This is a genomic window from Streptomyces sp. NPDC048521 (assembly GCF_043199855.1).
Lineage (GTDB): Bacteria > Actinomycetota > Actinomycetes > Streptomycetales > Streptomycetaceae > Streptomyces.
On sequence record NZ_JBICWR010000020.1, the window covers coordinates 100,978 to 117,824 of the forward strand.

Here is a 16,847-nt window from a genome sequence, read left to right on the forward strand (position 1 = left end):
TGCGAGCCGGCTCGCACAAGCCACCCATGTCCGCGGTGATCTCCACTGAGCGAGGCGCTGACAGCGGGGAGCATATCGGCCCCTCACCGGTCGATCGCGGCCCCGAGCTACCGCCCAGGGCTGCAGCCGTTGGTCGGAGGCATGCCCTCGGGGCGGAGGAGGGGGCGCATCGTACGTCCTACTCCTCCGGCTCCCACGCGCGAAGCAAATCGAACAGACCTGCGTCTCCGTCGATCTGCAGGGAGTCCGCCGGGATGCGGTCGTACAAGTAGAGGACCAGCTCACTGGCCGTGCCGCGGACGGAGACGCCGGCCGTGTCCGGGCCCTCGTCGGCAGCGGTGACGCGCGTCGTGCGCGGCGCGGGGATACGGGTGGATCGTGCGCCGTCGCCGTCGACCGTGAGGCGCCAGGAGTGGCCCTGGGTGGCGTGGAAGTCGAAGGCGGTGGGCTTGTGCGGCCAGGCACTCGTCGTTGCGACGCAGGTGGACAGGAACTCCTCGATGCCGTCGAGCGCCACCTCATCCGGCAGCGGCTCCGGGGCACCCACAGTGACCTGGGCGTCGTAGGTGTGCACCGCGATCTGCTGGAGCTGGTGCCGGGCGACGGCGCCACAGGTCTGCGGCGACTGGGACGCACCCCACCATGTCCAGCAACCGCGATCCGGGCCGGCCTCCCGCAGTGCGTCCAGCAGTTGCTCCGTGGACTCCGCCAACCAGGCCGGCAGGGCCTCGCGCTCCCGAGGCGCAGCGGGGGCGCCCTCCGCTTCGGACTTGGCCGGAGCGGCAGGCCCCGCGGCGACGGTGGCGGCCCAGGCGCGGCGCCCCTCGCCGATGTGCTGCGCCAGATCGAACAGCGTCCACTCCGGGCAGGTCGGCACCTGCACGTCGAGGCCGGGCGCGAAGGCGATCGCAGTGCGGAAGGCGGTCGACCGTTCGTCGATCAGTCGCAGGAGAACGGGGAACTCGAGGGTCGTCGTCACATGGACTCTCTATCACCTCGTTCCACAATCGGACAGCGATTTTCACAGCCACGCGGCGAGCGCGCGGTATGAGCCGGGCTCCCTCGGATGACGCCCTGTTCTCGTACCTCGATGGTCCCGAGACGCCGCTCTTCGACCCGCCCCAGATCGATGCCTGGAACGAGGCCCTGGAGCACGCGCGCTGATCCGATCCCCCGCCTGAAGGTCGGCATCTCCCACCCGGTGCCGCCCCAGCCGAGCGCTGATGACGGCTGGAGGCAAGACCACGAAGGAGCGACGTCACGCGTTCGAGTGTCCCTCCGTCCCGTCAGAGCCCACCCGGGGCGACCGACACCCTGCAAGAGAACGTCTGTCACGATCTGACCCCGGCGGACCCGTTACCCACCGCATCACCAACGTCGCCGTCACCGACCGGATCGTGGTCCTCGACGAAGGCCGGATCGTGCAGGAGGGCACCTACCAGCAGCTCGCCGAACGGCCCGGCCTGTTCCAGCAGTTGCCGTCCTACCAGTTCACCTCCGATCCGGACGGCAGAAGGACGGGACACACACGTGAGCAGCCACGGCGCCCCCTCGACGAGCCCGGCCACGGTCCCCTAACCGCACACGTCGGCCGACCGGCCCACGCCCCGCGGAATGACAAGGCTCGGCATCCGCGCGGAACGCGGCACGGCCGCCGGCGTGGTCACTGGAGCTTGCCGGCATCGAACGCCCGTCGTGGCGCGGGTGACTCCTGACGTTCGCGAAGCGACGGAACGGAACGTGGGTTGTCACCGAACCGCAGGGCGTCGAGCCGTAGACTTCGGCAGTGAAACGCCGACGACGTCTGGCCGTTGCGCGCCCTCGCGGGGAGGAGATCGGATGCAGGACCCTTCGGACTCGATGGAGATCGCCGAGCCTGAGGAGAACCGCCAGATCAGTACCGCCGACTCACCTGTTGCGGACGATCCGATACCCGACCCGGACATCGACTCGGCGACGGCGTCGACGGTCCTGGCGGAGGTGCTCCCAGGGGTTGCTTTCGTCTTCGGTGACGTCCCGGCGGAACTCAAGTCCGATCTGATCGACTTCGGGATCGTGCCGGCCGCCGACCGTCGGCAGATCACCGCAGTCCTGGCCTCGATCGGAAGTACGGCGACCGTGGCCGGCAACCTCGGGAACGCATTCGCCGGTGTGCAGGGGCTCTACAAAATCAGCGACGCGACACGGGCCCTGCTGAACGCCGGCGGAACGCTCGCCGTCAAGGACGGCGCGAACCTCGGGGCAGTGTTCGCCAACGGCAAGATCGTCGGTCAGGCCCGCCTCATCCCCCTGACCGCGGTGAACAAGGCGCGGACCTCGGCCTCGGTCGGGCCGGCGCTGGCCATGGTCGCCCTTCAGATGCAGCTGAGTGAGGTCACGGGCCTTGTCAGGACGAACGTCGCGCTGACGAGCCAGGTACTCACCAGCATCCGCAACGAGCAGTGGGCCGAACTGACGGGGCTCGTCGCCACCGTCGATCGCGCAGTCGACCAGGCGCGACAGGTCGGATCGGTGCCAACCTCCTTGTGGGACAGCGTCGCGGGTAGTGAAGCGGCACTGCGTAAGCAGCTCGACCTGTACCGACGGAACGTCCGCGGCCACGTCGGCCAGATCGATCGGCCCGACACACGTCAGCGCCGTGAGTATCTCCAGGCGAACGCCGAGGCGATCCTCTTCGACGCCAACGCCCTCCTGTCCTCCGTCAAGGCATGGACCGGGTATCAGGCGCTCCGCGCCGGGAAGGCGAGAGCCGCTGGACGCGAAGACGCTGACGAGGCACGGCTCGTCGACGTCATCGCGCGCGACACTCGCACGGAGCTCGATTCCGCTCTCGCCGAGACGACGAGCCTCGTCGACGCGCTGACGCGGGAGCTACGCATCGTCGCCGAGCTCCCCGGACGCGACACGCTGTCACAGTCACTGACGGGGAAGCGGAGGGATTCGAAGGCAGCCCGCGAGACCTCCGCCCGTCTTCTGGAGGCGCTCGAGCCGCTTGCCGATGTTCTCCATCCGCCGGCCCCTCCGCTCGAGGCTCCGGAGGTCGTCTGCGCGCCGACATCGCTGGATCTCGAGCCGTACCTTCGCATCCTGCGATGGTTCCTCGAGGACGGTGAGACCGTACGTGTCCTCGGCTTCCCCGACCAGCTCGATGCCCTCGGTCCGATTTCTGCGATCCTCGGCGGAGCGAAGGAGAAGTTGGCCGCAGCGAGGGACAAGGACAGGGCCGCGGCAAAGACACTGGTCGCCGTCACGGACCGCCGCATCATCACGGCCAAGGCGAACGCATTCCTTGAGCAAGGCGAGATCCGGCAAGGCATCCCGATCGACCGAGTGCGATACGTCCGAGCAGCGACCGCACAGGACCGAACCGCGCGTTTGGCGATCGACCTCATCACGCGCGACGAGAACATCCGGTGGCTCTTCCACGCTGACATCGACCGCACTCAAGTGGACGCGCTCGCCGCCGTGCTTGCCGAGTCGATGACGATCCCGGACGTCGAACGCGATGAGCTGCAACGGCGGCGCCACACCCCCATCGAGACGGGCAAGAAGGGCGGGAGCACCGGCACGAGGTCTACGGAACCGACCGGATCCGAGGCCACGACCAGCGATGCCGAGTAGGCCTCGGGCCCATTGACGAGAGGCCGCCCCGACCGCACGTACCGAGCCCGGTCACGTGTGGTGGTAGGCATGGGTGCCGGATGCAGGCACGGTGGATGGAGCGAGTGAGCAGGTTTCCGGTGTGATCGATGCTCACTCGCTCCACTTGGTGGGCAGCGGTGTGCGGCCGACCGGCGCGGACATCGACGCCACCGCACGGATCACGTCCGCACCGGCTCCGGGCAGCCCCGCAACGCCCGCTCATCGGCAGACGGGCGGGTGGTCCAGCGGCCCCAGCAGACCGGCCGTGGTCCGGCCTCGGCTCTGTAGCCGTCCGGGTACCAGGGCACGCGGCAGCGACAGAATGCACAGTGCCCGGCGTCGTCGGGGCCACCCGTGCCACCCTCGCACGCGCACGCGGTGTACGTCTCCGCCACCCGGGCCGGCTCGGCGGCCGGCGGCGCGGGCATGACGGGGCGCGGCGGTGCGCGCGTGACGCCGGGGCGGCCGACGGATTCCGTCGACCGGTGCGCGGCTGGCCGGCGGGCGCCTCCCTGGCTGTGCCATCCCGCGACATTGGTTCCTTGTCGCCAGGCGTGGCGGGGTGGGGGAGCCGTCGCGTGACCTCTCCCCGCGCCCCCTCACCTAGCCTCCCGCCGGAGGAGAAGCCGCTCGCGCCGCGTCCTGTTTGCGGGACTCCCTGCGGTAGCTGCCCGGCGGAGTGCCGAGTTCGCGTTTGAAGGCGAGCGCGAAGGCCGCCTCGGAGCCGTAACCCACGGCACCGGCGATGGTGGCGATCGTCTGGTCGGTTGCGGTGAGCCGGTGTGCCCCCAGTTCGAGGCGCCACCGAGTGAGGTACTCGAGAGGTCCTTGGCCGACGGCGGTTTTGAAGCGTGCGGCGAGTGTCGAGCGGGAGACGTGTGCGATGTCCGCGAGCAGCCTGACCGTCCAGCGTCGGGCGGGGTCGGCATGCATGGCTCGGAGGGCCGCGGAGACCACCGGGTCGCTGAGGCCGTGCAACCAGCCGGTCTGGTCCGGGTGATGGGTGAGGTGGTGGCGGACGACATCGATGAGCAACACCACGGCGAGGTGCTCGGTGATCACGTTCGCGCCGAGGCCGCCCGTACGGGCCTCCTGGTCGATCCTGCTCAGGAGGTGAGGGAGCATGGCCGCGCCCTCTGCGTGGGCAGGGAGATGGATCACTGGGGGAAGTGCGTCGAGCAGGAGCTCGCGGGCGCGCCGGCCGAAGGTGAAGCTCCCGCCGACCAGGCGTGCGGTCACCGGCTGGTCGATGGATCCGACCTCAGCGCTTGCTCCGCCTGTCACACGGAAGAGGGGGGAGGCCGGCTGCACGCTGCTCTGTGGCGAGGTAGCGAGGACGAACTCCTGCGGTCGGGTGAGGAGGAAGGAGTCGCCTGCGCGTAGCGTCAGCGGGTGGTCCAGCCCGGGTGTGTCGAGCATGCAGGAGCCGACGAGGACGGAGTTGAACTTCGCACCCGCGGGAGCTGGGAAACGCAAGGCCCAGTCCCCGCGTCCGGTCAGCGTCGACGCCCGCTCCGCGCGGACCTCGACGAGAGCGAGGACGTCTTCAAGAGGGTCCATCAGCATTGGACGGTCTATAGTTTCTGCCAGACTCATTATCTTTGTGAGTCTAGTCCAGGGCTCCTACCTTGTGAGGGCAGGGAATCGCGCGCGCCTCCGGGTCTCTGCGGCCATGGTGGTCGACGCACTTGGGTGTGACGGGCGGGCCTGGCACGTACGTTGGCCTCGCGGGCACCCGCTGTCAGCGGCCAGGGCCCCGTCCTGCACCCGCGGACAGCCGAAGACCCCAGGCCGCCCGCGTCGGCCGGAGCTGAACGAACAGGGGCCCCATCAGGCCCGCCGGGCTGTGTGCGTTGGAGACGCAACCGCGCCCTGGGTCGTCGAGCGGCTGGACCTCCGCAATCGCACCTGCCGTGGCCTACTACGGGCAGGGGCACGTGACGTCCGTCAGGTGTGCGTCTGCTGTGTGGGGCCCGGTTGGCCGCCTCATTATTCTCCGCGCGTCGACTCGACGATCGCGTACGTGACCGCGTGACCCTGCTTGTGTCGCTCGACACGACCCTCGGCGACCAGTCCTTCCAGCGTGTTACGCACGACCTGGTTACTGGGAGAGCGATCTGGATGTTTCCGCAGGCAGTCCCGCCAGACTTCCTTCGCCGGGCGTGGCTCTCGATGGGCGCGAAGGAGATCCAGGAGTAGATCTCTGAGCAGGGGTTGTCGACCACTGCTCTTGCCGCCTGTGCCGGCGTGGGGCGCCGGGTCGGTGGCGGCCGACGCGCGGGGTGAAGGTTCATGCGATGTGGGGCCGCCAGGTTCCGAGACGTCTCCCGTTGCTTCGTACCGGGCCGGCGCCGGCCCCGACCCTTGTCTGGTGGGGGGTTTCCCGGCGAGGTCGATGATGTCCAGCAGAAGTGTCTCCTCCTGCCGTAGCACCTCCAGATGGCTCAAGAGCTCTGCTTGCCGGCGCCGGTTTTCCTCCAGATCCGCTACGGCCTGTTCCGCGTAGCGCGACCTGAGCGTGACGGGGCGGGGTTTGGCGGCCATGAGCGTGCACTCCCTTGCGTGTGGATACGCTGGGCATGCTACTCAGAGTCCTGAGCGCGGCGAGGTCACGTTGCGGCCGCCGGGCTCTTGGCCGACCCGACATATGTGTGGTCCCCTGCGGCACATGTCGTTTCGAGTCGAGGCAGATCCGCCACGCCGCTCAACACGTCGGCGGCCTACGTGCGGCGCACCGCCATCACGGCTGTCACCTGGAGCAGCCCTGCATGCGCGAGGTGGGTACCCGTGACAGCGGACATCGATCGGTGATGGGCGATCAGTGCGGAACCGGTAAGGTACGCCCTTGAGCGACGTCCGGTAGGCGAGTGAGGTGAAGGTGGCCACCAGGAGTTATCGTTCGCCTCGCCGCACGCAAGGGGCAGCCGAGACACGAGCGGCGATCCTGGCAGCCGCGGAAGAACTGTTCATCACCGAGGGTTACTCGTCCGTGACGGTCGCGCGAATCGCCTCGGCAGCGCAGGTTGCGGTGCAGACCGTCTACGCCAGCACCGGCGGCAAGGCGGACATCCTCAAAGATCTGCTGACTCCCGCGATCGAAGACCCCAACGTCGAGCGCACCATGCGCCGGATCTTCGAGGTTGATGATCCTCGTGAGGTCGTCAACGCCACTGCGCGCGGCACTCGTCAGGCACACGAGAGCCACTGGCGGATGCTGGTGGCGCTGGTGCCCCAGTGTCATGCCGAGCCGTCTGCCGCCGCGGTACTCGCGGCCGGCAATGCGCAGTATGTGGAGGCGTTGAGGGCCGTTGCCGAACGTCTGCAGGAGCTCGATGCCTTGCTTCCCGGTATCGACGTGAACAAAGCGGTGGACGTGCTCTGGTTCTACCTGGGTCAGGACGCCTGGTTCAGTCTGGTGGGGCACCGGCATTGGAACTTCGGCGATGCCGAGGAGTGGCTGGCGGGGGCTGCGAGGCACGCTCTGCTCACAGCCCCCTGACGTCGCGGCAGTTCTCAGTCAGCGAGTGCAGCGAGGCGGTCGATCTGCCCGATGTCGTCGGACCAGCATCCGAGGATCACCTCGTGCGCCCCGAGATCGCGGTACGCGTCGATCGCCTTCCGGATACCGGCCTCGGTGGTGATCATCTCCTTGGCGCTCAGTTCGGCGAACTCCGGCGCGAATCCGTAATAGCGCAGCATGTTCGTTCGCGCCTCCTGCACGGTGGAGTCCGGACCCAGCGCGACATTGATCTGCCCGATCAGCAGAGGCTGACCGCTCCGCTCCGCCTCCCGCCACTGCTGACTGACGAGCCGCAACATCTCACCGGCCTGGTCAGGCAGCGAGGCGCACAGAAACCCGTCGCCCCAGCGGGCCACTCGTGCGAGTGCCTTCGGCGCGAAGGCGCCGAAGAGCAACTCCGGTCCACGCGCCGTCAGCGGGTTCGGACCCACCGGACCGACGTCCTCGGAGAGAGGTTCACCGGACCAGACGCGGCGCATCACCGCGAGTTGTTCATCGAGGCGTCGGCCGCGTCGGGAGAAGTCGGCTCCCACGGCGTGGAAGTCGTCCGGGCGGGCGCCGACTCCGAGTCCCAGGGTGAAACGTCCATCGGACAGACGGTCAAGTGTCGCGCACTGCTTGGCCAGCACAACAGGCTCACGCAACGGCGCCAGCAAGATCTCCGACTGCAGGCGGATACGCGTGGTCACTGCCGTCATGGCAGCGAGCATCATCATCGTCTCAGGATTGTCGTAGACGATCCGGTCCGGCAGCCCGAGCCGGTGGTACGGGCCCTCGTCCGCGCGCTGCGCCCATGACAGCAGCTTTCCGTGATCGACGAACGGCACCGCGAGGCCGAGTCTCATCGTGGTCAGCTCCCCGCCGTGCCGGACAGCACGGCGAGAGCCGCCCGGGCCTGTTCCCGCATGACGGGCACGAACTGCTGGGCCGGCTCCGGAAGTCCCGACAGGATGAGTGCGACCTCTTCGGGCTTTCCGACCTCGTCGAAGAACCCGACCGTCAGGTGTGCCGCTTCGGTGGGCGAGGTGGCGATGACCTGCTGGGAGAAGGCCGTCCAGTCTTCCGGCGACAGGTGCTGGGCGAGCGCCGGGAACAGGATGGGTTCCTCGTGCTCGAGGTGGCGGTGGACGAGAACGCGTACCGCCTCGGCCGCCTGGTGGAGGTTCTCCCGGTCCGCATCGCTGGTGATCGGTGCGGCCTCCAGCGCGTCAAGTGCCGCGTCCAGCCGGTCGTGCTCCGCGCTGAGCGGAGCCAGTTTCGCGGCCGCCTCCGGTGATACGTCCACGATCAGCGGCCAGAGCTGGTTGTCCTCGGTCTCGTGGTGATGGTGCAGGTTCTTCACCAGGTAGCCGCGCAGTTCCGCGAGGGCTTCGAGGGGCACCGACGTGCGCAGCGCAGCCTCTGACAGCAGAGTGGTGGCACGGCGGTGCAGTTCGTGGGTCAGACGCGTCTCGGTGACAGCGACGACCTCAGTACCGGGGTTCATAGTTGACACTCTAATCGATAGATGCATCACTATCCAAAATCGCATTTCAGCTTCATGCGTATCTCGGGCGTGTGCCGTGGTTGTCAACCGGCGCGCTGGACGTCCCGTGCCGTGCGGCCTGGCTGACCGCCCACGGCGAGCCGGACCTCGGCGATCGATGCGAGGGCGATGGCCTCCAACGGCCGTTCTCCGACTGCCCGGAACGAGGCCAGGGCCTCGCAGAGAGCCTTCAGCGCACCGTCATGATCACCCTCGAGACAGGCGATGTATCCCCGGCTCAAGGTCGCCAGACTGCACCCTTGGGATTCTCCGTACGGGGCGAGCACTTCGACAGCGAGTCGGAGATGCTGCGCTGCTGTCTTCTCGTCGCCGAGCAGATGACACAGGAAACCCAGGCCGCGGTGGCTCTGCGCCATCCCGATGACGTCTCCGGCTCGTCGCGCCGAATCCAGGACGGTGTCGAACAGGCTGGCGGCCTCCCGCCCCCAGCCCTGTCGCAGGAAGAGATCCTTCATCAGCAGGGCGAGCTGCCAGGCCGTAGTTGACTCTCCGCGCTCGGCGGCGTCTGAGACAGCGGCACGCAGGGCGTGACGCTCGTGCGCCGACCACAGCAGGACGGCCGTCTCGTCGGGCAGCCGCTGAGGTGTCACGCCGGCCATCGGCTGCGGTGCGGGGAACGGCTCGTAGCACGGACGCAGAAGCCGTACCGCGCCGTGGGCGGTGTGGAGGTAGTGCTGCAGAAGCCGCTGGCGTGCTGTGTCCTGATCGACGCTGGACTCGTGGTCAGCACTCAGTTCGAGCGCATACGCACGGGTCAGGTCATGCAGCCGGTAACCCGTGAGGAGATCCCAGTCGACCAGTCCTGTCTGCGCCAGTTCCGTCAGGTGCGAGCGGGCCGCCGACAGCGGCACTCCGACGAGGCTGGCCGCCGCGTCGATCGTGATCGAGGGACCCGGATGCAGCGGCAGGAGCCGGAACGCGCGGGCCGCCTCCTCACTGAGGTGCCGGTAGGACCAGGAGAAGACCGAGCGGACGTCGCGATCAAGGTGGGTGTCCCCCATCGCATCGAGTCTGCGGGTCCCGCGCAGCTCCGCCGCCAGATCCGACAGGGGCTGGCCGACGTGGGCACCCGGCAGGGGCCGGCCGACGTGGGCAGCCGCCCGGGCGGCGACGACCGCCAGCGCCGCCGGCAGCCGTCCGCAGTACTCGATGATCTCGTCGAGCGCCGCAGGCTCGGCGGACGCCCGCTGACGGCCGACGCGCTTCATGAAAGCCGTGCGAGCGTCCTCCATGGGCGGGACGTCCAGGCGCGCGAGATGGGCCCCGTGTGTCGCGGCCAGTCCTGTCAGCCGCCGTCTGCTGGTCACCACGACCGCGTTTCCTGCGGTGCCGGGCAGCAGAGGACGCACCTGCTCGGCGTCACGGGCGTTGTCGAGCAGGAGCAGAATGCGCCGGCCGGCGACGATGCTGCGAAACAGAGTGGCTCGCGCATCGAGGGAGGGAGGGATCGCGCCCGGACTCACACCGAGCGCGCCCAAGAAGCCCTCCAAGACCTCTGCGGGCTCGGCCCCGCAACCCCGTTCGTCGAATCCGTGTAGATCCGCATACAGCTGCCCGTCGGGAAAGTCACCGACCACCTGATGGGCCAGATGCACGGCGAGGGTGGATTTTCCCACCCCGGGCATTCCGTCGAACGCGACGATCGGCAGTGCGGGTTGCTCACTTCGGATCAGGCTCACAGCCTCGCGCAGCACGCGGCCACGTCCCGTGAAGAAACGCAGGTCGGACGGGAGTTGAGCCGGCGGGACCCTGACCTGGGAAGCACTGGGCGCCATCGCGACGCCGTCCTGCAGGAGAATCGATTCGTACGCGGCACGCAGTTCGGGGCCCGGATCCACACCCAGATCCTCGGCCAACCGCCTGCGGACCTCGCCGAAGAGCCTGATGGACTCGGCTTGCTTGCCATCGGCGGTCAGGGCGAGCAGCAGTTCGGCCTGCAGAGCCTCGTCCAGGGGATGGCGCAGTGCCGCCTCTCTGAGCATGGGCAGCAGTTGTGCGCCGCGGCCACAGCGCAGGGCGACTCGCGCGGCCTCCCGCGTGGCCTCGACGCACTCCCGGTCGATCGCGACGAACACCGGATGATCCTCGGCAGCGGCTCCCATACCGGCGGCGCACCGCCCCTGCCACAGGGAGAGGCCGGCCAAGTACAGATTGAGTGCCTCGCTGTTCCTGTCGGCCTCCGCGAGCTGCCGGGCCGTCTTGATGCGGGCACGGAAGACCAGCAGGTCGAGTTCGGCGGTGCCGTCGAGTGCGAGGCGGTACCCACCTGTCTCCCGTGCCAGGAACCGCCCGTTCGCCCGAGCCGTCAGACCCGGTTCCAGCAGCCGCCGCAGTGACCCCATGTAGCGGTGGACCATGTTGTCGGCGGTCGGCGGAGGCTTATGGTCCCAGATGACCTGCTTCAGCTCGCCGACCTCGACCAGAGCACCGGTCCGCAGGAGCAGAAGAGTCAGGGCCAGGCGCTGCTGCCTGGGGCCCAGGTCCAGCTCGGAGGCGTCCCGCCAGGCCCTCAGCGGTCCGAACACGGCGAACCGCAAACGGCCACGGTCGACCAGCTCAGCCATGGGCTTCCATCCTCCTCCTGGAACGCGGGCGCAGACGACGGGCGGACCCCGGAAGAGTAACCTATTAGTTGACCTGTCCACCAGAACACGGTCGCCGGTGCACACCCGGCGCCACGGACGCACCTGCGGCTTGGGGTGCGCAGCCGTGCGACGACAGTGGACGGCCGCTACGTATGGGGTCCCGCAGCTCCACGTACACACTCGTCGGCGTGACGACCAGGCAACGTCAGAAACGTATTGCGTGCGTCGACGTTCCCGCACAGCGGACTGCCGCTGCCACCCCACCCTTGCCGCCCGAGGCCGGCCGGACCTCACCAGCTTGGAGTCATTGGTGATTCAGAGGCGATTCAGTGGGCGCGGTTAGTTTCAGGAGGCGCGCCGGAGGAAGTCCCGGTGCCGGACGCGGCAGCCCGCCCCGCGTAGCTGCCGATGTCCGCTGCGACAGCCGTCTTCGGCGCACCCGGTTGATGGAGAGGCTCATCGGTGTCCCAGCACAAACAGCCACAGCCGCGTGTCGTCCCGGTCGAGGGGGATGCGCGAGCGGTGGGCATGAAGCACGCCAGAAGCACTCTGCCGGCCTGTCATGGCTCACCGCATGCCGGGCAGCAGCCCACGCCGGCCGAGCACGGACGAGGAGGCTGGATCGCCGTCGGCGCGGTGGCCGCCGCGTCCTTCGCACTCGTCCTCTCACAGTTCGTCATGATCGCCGTTCTGCCGGACGTCACAGAGCAGTTCGACGTCTCCGCCGGACGAGCGGGCCTGACCGTCGTCCTGCCCGGTCTCCTCGCGGCCGTCGCCGCACCAGTGCTCACCCTGGCCTTCGGACAGCTCGACCGGCGTGTCGTGCTGTGGGGACTGACAGGCGTCGTCGCGGTGTCGGATGCCCTCGCTGCCGTCGCCCCCGACTTCGCCACCCTGACAGCGGCGCGACTGCTGCTGGGCGCCGCCATCGGCGCCTTCTGGACCATGGGAGTGGGAGTGGGCCCCCGACTCGTGCCACCGGCGCAAGTCACTCGGGCCACCTCCCTGGTGATGGCCGGCATCTCCGCCGGCACGGTGGTAAGCCTCCCCCTCGGCAACCTCATGGCCCAGTGGTGGGGGTGGCGATCCGCCATGGCGACAGCGAGCGCCTTGAGCGTCGCGGTCCTACTGGTCCAACTGCGCACCCTTCCCAAGATGCCCGCAGTACGCGCGCTGCACGCCGGGGATGTCTTCGGGCTCCTGCACCGCCCCCGCGTCCGAGTGGGCCTGCTCCTGTCCGCGCTGCTGTTCTTCGCACACTTCGGGGCGTACACCTTCGTCTCGTCGTTCCTGACAGATCAAGCGCACTTCTCCGCCTCGGCAGTCGGTGCCCTCCTCCTGCTCTACGGCGTCGCCGGATTCGTCGGCAACTTCACGGCCGGCGCGACTCTGGACCGCAGTATCCCCGCCACCTTGGGCACAGCGGCGGCCGTGCTCACCGCATCGGTGCTCGTCCTCGGGCAGTGGCACTCCCAGCCCGCGGCGATCGTCGCGCTGTGCCTGTGGGGGATCGCTTACGGAGCCATCCCCATCTCGTTGCAGACCTACATGATGCGCGGGACGACAGCCGAGGGCGGCTTGGCGCTGTTCGTGACCGCCAGCCAGCTGTCACTGGCTACGGGGTCCTTCGTCGGAGGCCTGGTCGTCGACGGCTTCGGCCTGCCCGCCGACTACAGCCTCTTCGCCGTACCAGCGGTCATGGCCGTCCTCATCACCGCGACGCGGCTGCGCAGTCTGCTCCAGGAGACACCGCCGGAACCGAGCACGGACGCGCACCCAGCAGCAGCGGAACCCGGAAGAGAATGAGAGTCAAGTGAGCACAGCCAACCAGAGCGAAGTCACCCTGATCATCAACGGCACCAAGAAGACGGTGGTGGTCGACCATCGCGTCACCCTGCTCGATCTGCTGCGCGAGCATCTAGGGCTCACCGGCACGAAGAAGGGGTGTGACCACGGACAGTGCGGTGCGTGCACGGTGCTGCTGAACGGGCAGCGCATCAACAGCTGCCTCAAACTGGCGGTGTCCGCCTCGGGCGCGACCATCACCACCATCGAGGGGGTCGCCGATCTCACGGAAGGTGACGATCTGCACCCGCTGCAAGAGGCGTTCGTCGCCAATGACGCGATGCAGTGCGGCTACTGCACCCCGGGACAGATCTGCTCCGCACTCGGGGCACTCGCCGAAGCCGACGCCGGCTGGCCGAGCCACGCCACCGCCGACGTGACGGCAGGTGTGGAGTCGGCCTCCGCGCTCACCCCCGACGAAATCCGCGAACGCATGAGCGGCAACCTGTGTCGATGCGGCGCCCACCACGGCATCATCGCCGCCATCTCCCAGGTCGCGGCAGCGGGGAGCACCCGATGAGGACTTTCGCCTACCACCGTGCCGCGAGCGTCGACGACGCCGTCGCCGCGGTCAGCGCCGACCCCGAAACGCTGTACCTCGCCGGGGGCACCAACCTGGTCGACCTGATGAAGCTCGGGGTTCGCCGACCGCGGGTCCTGGTGGACATCTCTCACCTGCCGCTGAATCACCTGACGCACCACGCGGACGGTGGAGCCGTCATCGGTGCCACCGCGACCAATGCGGTCGTCGCCGGTGATCCCCTCATCCGCAGAAACTTCCCCGTGCTCTCCGAGAGCATCCTCGCCGGCGCGTCCGGGCAACTACGCAACAGCGCCACGATGGCGGGAAACCTGCTCCAGAAGACCCGCTGTGCCTACTTCCAGGACGTCAGCAAGCCATGCAACAAGCGGGCACCCGGTTCGGGCTGTCCGGCCGGCACCGGGGCCCACCGCGACCTGGGCATCCTCGGCGTCTCGTCATCCTGCATCGCGACTCAGCCCTCCGACATGGCCGTCGCCCTGTCCGTCCTCGACGCGACTGTGCACCTGCGCAACGCCACCACCGAACGCGCTGTGGCCCTGCAGGACTTCTACGTCCCCCCAGGCAACACGCCCGACCGGGACACCGTCGTGGAGCACGGCGAACTCATCACCGAGATATCGCTTCCCGCCCTCCCCGCGGGCGCGGTAACGCGTTACCACAAGGTACGGGACCGGTGGTCGTACGCCTTCGCCGTGGTCAGCGTCGGCGCAGCAGTCGTGCTGGACGACGACGGACGGATCGAGCAGGCGCGCATCGCCTGGGGCGGCGTAGCGCCGCGTCCGTGGCGTGCCTCCATCGCCGAGGCCGAGCTGCGCCACCACAAGCCGTCCCGGCAATTGCTCGAGCGGGCATTGCGCGCCGAGCTGCGTCACGCCACCCCGCTGCCTCAGAACGCGTTCAAGGTGGACCTCGTCCGTGAGGTGACGGCCGCGCTGCTCACAGACCTCGTCCGCACCGCGGAGGACCGGAAGGTGACACGATGACCTCGGTAGGGACACCGCTCGAACGCCAGGACGCGCGAGCAAAAGTCATGGGGGCAGCCACTTACGCCTACGAGCATTCCGTAGACGGCGTCCTGTACGCGTGGCCGGTCATCTCGACCGTCGTCAAGGGCCGCATCGCCGATCTCGACACGCGCTGCGCGACGAGCGTTCCCGGAGTCGTGGCAGTCCTGCACGCAGGCAACGCCGCCCGGCTCAAGAGCCCGATCGATCTCGGCCCCGTTCAGCAAGCGGCAGTGCCTGAACTGTACGTCCTGCAGTCGGACAAGATCGCATACCGGGGACAGATCGTCGCCGCGGTCATCGCGACCTCGTTGGAGGCTGCCCGGGAAGGCGCGGAGAGCCTTGACCTCCGCTATGAGGAACACCCGCACGACGTGGCATTCCGCCCGCGCGACCCCCGGGCCTACGTGCCGGGCATGGTCGGTGACCTAGGTCCCGGCAACGTCGTCCGGGGAGACGCGGACAGGGCCCTGAAGACAGCCGAGGTCGTCCTCGACGTCGCCTACACCACGCCCGCACAGCATCCCCATCCGATGGAGCCGCACGCGACCATCGCCACGTGGAACAACGGGCGGCTGACCCTCTACAGCTCCGAGCAGGGTCCCTCGAACACCGGCCAGGCCTTCGCGGCACTCTTCGGCATGGAGGCCGACGACGTCGAGGTGATCTGCGACTACGTCGGCGGCGGATTCGGCGCCAAGGCCTCACCGCGTCCGCCCGCCGTGCTGGCGGCGCTCGCTGCGAAGCTGGTCGACCGGCCGGTGAAGGTCGCGTGGAACCGGCCGCTGATGAGCGCGCACGCGACCTATCGATCACCGACGATCCAGCGCGTCCGGCTCGGCGCCGACAGCGACGGAAAGCTACGCGCCATCGTGCACGAAGCCCAGCACATGGCCTCGGCGCTGTCCGACTACGTCGACCAGACCGCCAGCTCCGCCCGGATGATGTACGCGGCTGACCATGCGCGGACCACAGCCACCGCAGTGCGCCTCGACGTTCCTTCTCCGGGCTGGATGCGCGGGCCCGGAGAGACACCAGGCATGTTCGCTCTCGAATGCGCCATGGACGAACTCGCCTACCGTCTGAACCTGGACCCGATCGAGCTGCGCATACGCAACGAGCCCACGGTGGATCCGTCGGACGGCAAGCCCTTCAGCAGCCGCAGTCTCGTAGCCTGTCTCACCACAGGCGCGCAGCGATTCGGCTGGCCGGAACGCGACATGCGCCCGGGCGTCCGTCATGACGGCCGGTGGCTCGTGGGCACCGGCGTGGCCGCTTCCCGCTATCCCGTCTTCACGGTGCCCAGCCGCGCGTCCGCCACCGCAGAGCTCGACGGAACCTACAGCGTCGCGATCGGTGCGGTCGACATCGGCACCGGATCCCGGACGGTGCTCACCCAGATCGCCGCGGACGCACTGGAAGTCCCGGTCGAGAAGGTACGTCTCGATCTGGGCCGTGCCTCCTACAGCGCGGCCGCGTTCGCCGGAGCCTCTCTCGGCACCGCCTCCTGGGGCTGGGCGGTCGACAAGGCCGGGCGGACGTTGAAGGAGAGACTCCGCACCGGCGCACAGCTGGGCGTCACGGTGGACGTCGACACGACCGAGGAGGTGAGCGCCATGCACGACGTCAGCCGCAACGCCTACGGCGCGCAATTCGCCGAGGTACAGGTCAACACCATCACGGGCCAGATACGCGTGCGGCGGATGCTCGGCGTGTTCGCAGCCGGCCGGATCATCAACCCCCGCACCGCCCGATCTCAACTCATCGGCGGGATGATCATGGGGATCGGCGGGGCCCTGATGGAAGCCGCCGAGATCGACCAGGCCTACGGCGACTTCGTCCAGTCCGACCTGGCCGGATATCACTTCCCGGCCCACGCCGACGTTCATGACATCGACGTCGTGATGCTGCCCGAAGCCGACAAGGAACTCAGTCCGGTCGGAGGTAAGGGGATCGGCGAAATCGGCATCGTCGGTGCGGCGGCCGCCATCGCCAACGCCGTACATCACGCAACGGGCAAGCGCTTCCGTGACCTGCCGCTGCACCTGGAGGACGTGAGAGCGGCCCTCACGGCGCCCGGCCCCCGGTAAGGGCGAGCCTGCGCGCAGTGCGCATGCGCAGTCGCCGCCCCGCACGGGGGGCCACGGACGACAGAAGATCA

Annotated in this window: 12 protein-coding genes; 6 read left to right on the forward strand and 6 right to left on the reverse strand. The window is 68.6% G+C overall.

Annotated features, from left to right (window positions below):
* Window positions 1-178: 178 nt before the first annotated feature.
* On the reverse strand, window positions 179-979 hold the full coding sequence (locus tag ACGFRF_RS34475) for a maleylpyruvate isomerase N-terminal domain-containing protein (protein WP_393746806.1): 801 nt from the start codon (window positions 977-979) through the stop codon (window positions 179-181).
* 352 nt (window positions 980-1,331) lie between these two features.
* Window positions 1,332-1,568: a hypothetical protein gene (locus ACGFRF_RS34480; protein ID WP_393746900.1), complete on the reverse strand. Its 237-nt coding sequence runs from the start codon at window positions 1,566-1,568 to the stop codon at window positions 1,332-1,334.
* 271 nt (window positions 1,569-1,839) lie between these two features.
* Here ACGFRF_RS34480 and ACGFRF_RS34485 point away from each other — a divergent pair, with 271 nt between their 5' ends.
* A complete protein-coding gene (locus ACGFRF_RS34485; protein WP_393746808.1) occupies window positions 1,840-3,621 on the forward strand; it encodes a hypothetical protein in 1,782 nt (593 codons plus the stop codon).
* A gap of 624 nt (window positions 3,622-4,245) precedes the next feature.
* Here the strand turns inward: ACGFRF_RS34485 and ACGFRF_RS34490 are convergent.
* Window positions 4,246-5,202: a cupin domain-containing protein gene (locus tag ACGFRF_RS34490; RefSeq protein WP_393746810.1), complete on the reverse strand. Its 957-nt coding sequence runs from the start codon at window positions 5,200-5,202 to the stop codon at window positions 4,246-4,248.
* 1,312 nt (window positions 5,203-6,514) lie between these two features.
* Here ACGFRF_RS34490 and ACGFRF_RS34495 point away from each other — a divergent pair.
* Complete coding sequence (locus ACGFRF_RS34495; RefSeq protein WP_393746812.1) at window positions 6,515-7,141, forward strand: TetR/AcrR family transcriptional regulator; 627 nt, start codon at window positions 6,515-6,517, stop codon at window positions 7,139-7,141.
* Window positions 7,142-7,155: 14 nt separating this feature from the next.
* Here the strand turns inward: ACGFRF_RS34495 and ACGFRF_RS34500 are convergent, their stop codons facing one another.
* The 3 genes from ACGFRF_RS34500 to ACGFRF_RS34510 form a co-directional block, all read right to left on the reverse strand.
* Complete coding sequence (locus ACGFRF_RS34500) at window positions 7,156-8,007, reverse strand: LLM class flavin-dependent oxidoreductase (protein WP_393746814.1); 852 nt, start codon at window positions 8,005-8,007, stop codon at window positions 7,156-7,158.
* Window positions 8,008-8,012: 5 nt separating this feature from the next.
* Window positions 8,013-8,648 (reverse strand): hemerythrin domain-containing protein, encoded by a 636-nt coding sequence (locus tag ACGFRF_RS34505; RefSeq protein WP_393746816.1) that lies wholly within the window; start codon window positions 8,646-8,648, stop codon window positions 8,013-8,015.
* A gap of 83 nt (window positions 8,649-8,731) precedes the next feature.
* Window positions 8,732-11,272: a BTAD domain-containing putative transcriptional regulator gene (locus ACGFRF_RS34510; RefSeq protein ID WP_393746818.1), complete on the reverse strand. Its 2,541-nt coding sequence runs from the start codon at window positions 11,270-11,272 to the stop codon at window positions 8,732-8,734.
* A gap of 549 nt (window positions 11,273-11,821) precedes the next feature.
* Here ACGFRF_RS34510 and ACGFRF_RS34515 point away from each other — a divergent pair.
* Genes ACGFRF_RS34515 through ACGFRF_RS34530 form a run of 4 tightly spaced genes read left to right on the forward strand, consistent with a single transcriptional unit; the run spans window position 11,822 to window position 16,776 of the window.
* On the forward strand, window positions 11,822-13,099 hold the full coding sequence (locus ACGFRF_RS34515; RefSeq protein ID WP_393746820.1) for an MFS transporter: 1,278 nt from the start codon (window positions 11,822-11,824) through the stop codon (window positions 13,097-13,099).
* Window positions 13,100-13,106: 7 nt separating this feature from the next.
* The gene (locus ACGFRF_RS34520) at window positions 13,107-13,658 is read left to right on the forward strand and encodes a 2Fe-2S iron-sulfur cluster-binding protein (protein WP_393746822.1); all 552 of its coding nucleotides are present in this window, start codon (window positions 13,107-13,109) and stop codon (window positions 13,656-13,658) included.
* A complete protein-coding gene (locus ACGFRF_RS34525; RefSeq protein WP_393746823.1) occupies window positions 13,655-14,665 on the forward strand; it encodes an FAD binding domain-containing protein in 1,011 nt (336 codons plus the stop codon). The genes ACGFRF_RS34520 and ACGFRF_RS34525 overlap by 4 nt, the downstream gene beginning before the upstream one ends.
* Window positions 14,662-16,776 carry a xanthine dehydrogenase family protein molybdopterin-binding subunit gene (locus ACGFRF_RS34530; RefSeq protein WP_393746825.1) on the forward strand — a complete coding sequence of 705 codons (2,115 nt, stop codon included), beginning with the start codon at window positions 14,662-14,664 and terminating at the stop codon, window positions 16,774-16,776. The genes ACGFRF_RS34525 and ACGFRF_RS34530 overlap by 4 nt, the downstream gene beginning before the upstream one ends.
* The last annotated feature ends 71 nt before the right edge of the window (window positions 16,777-16,847 follow it).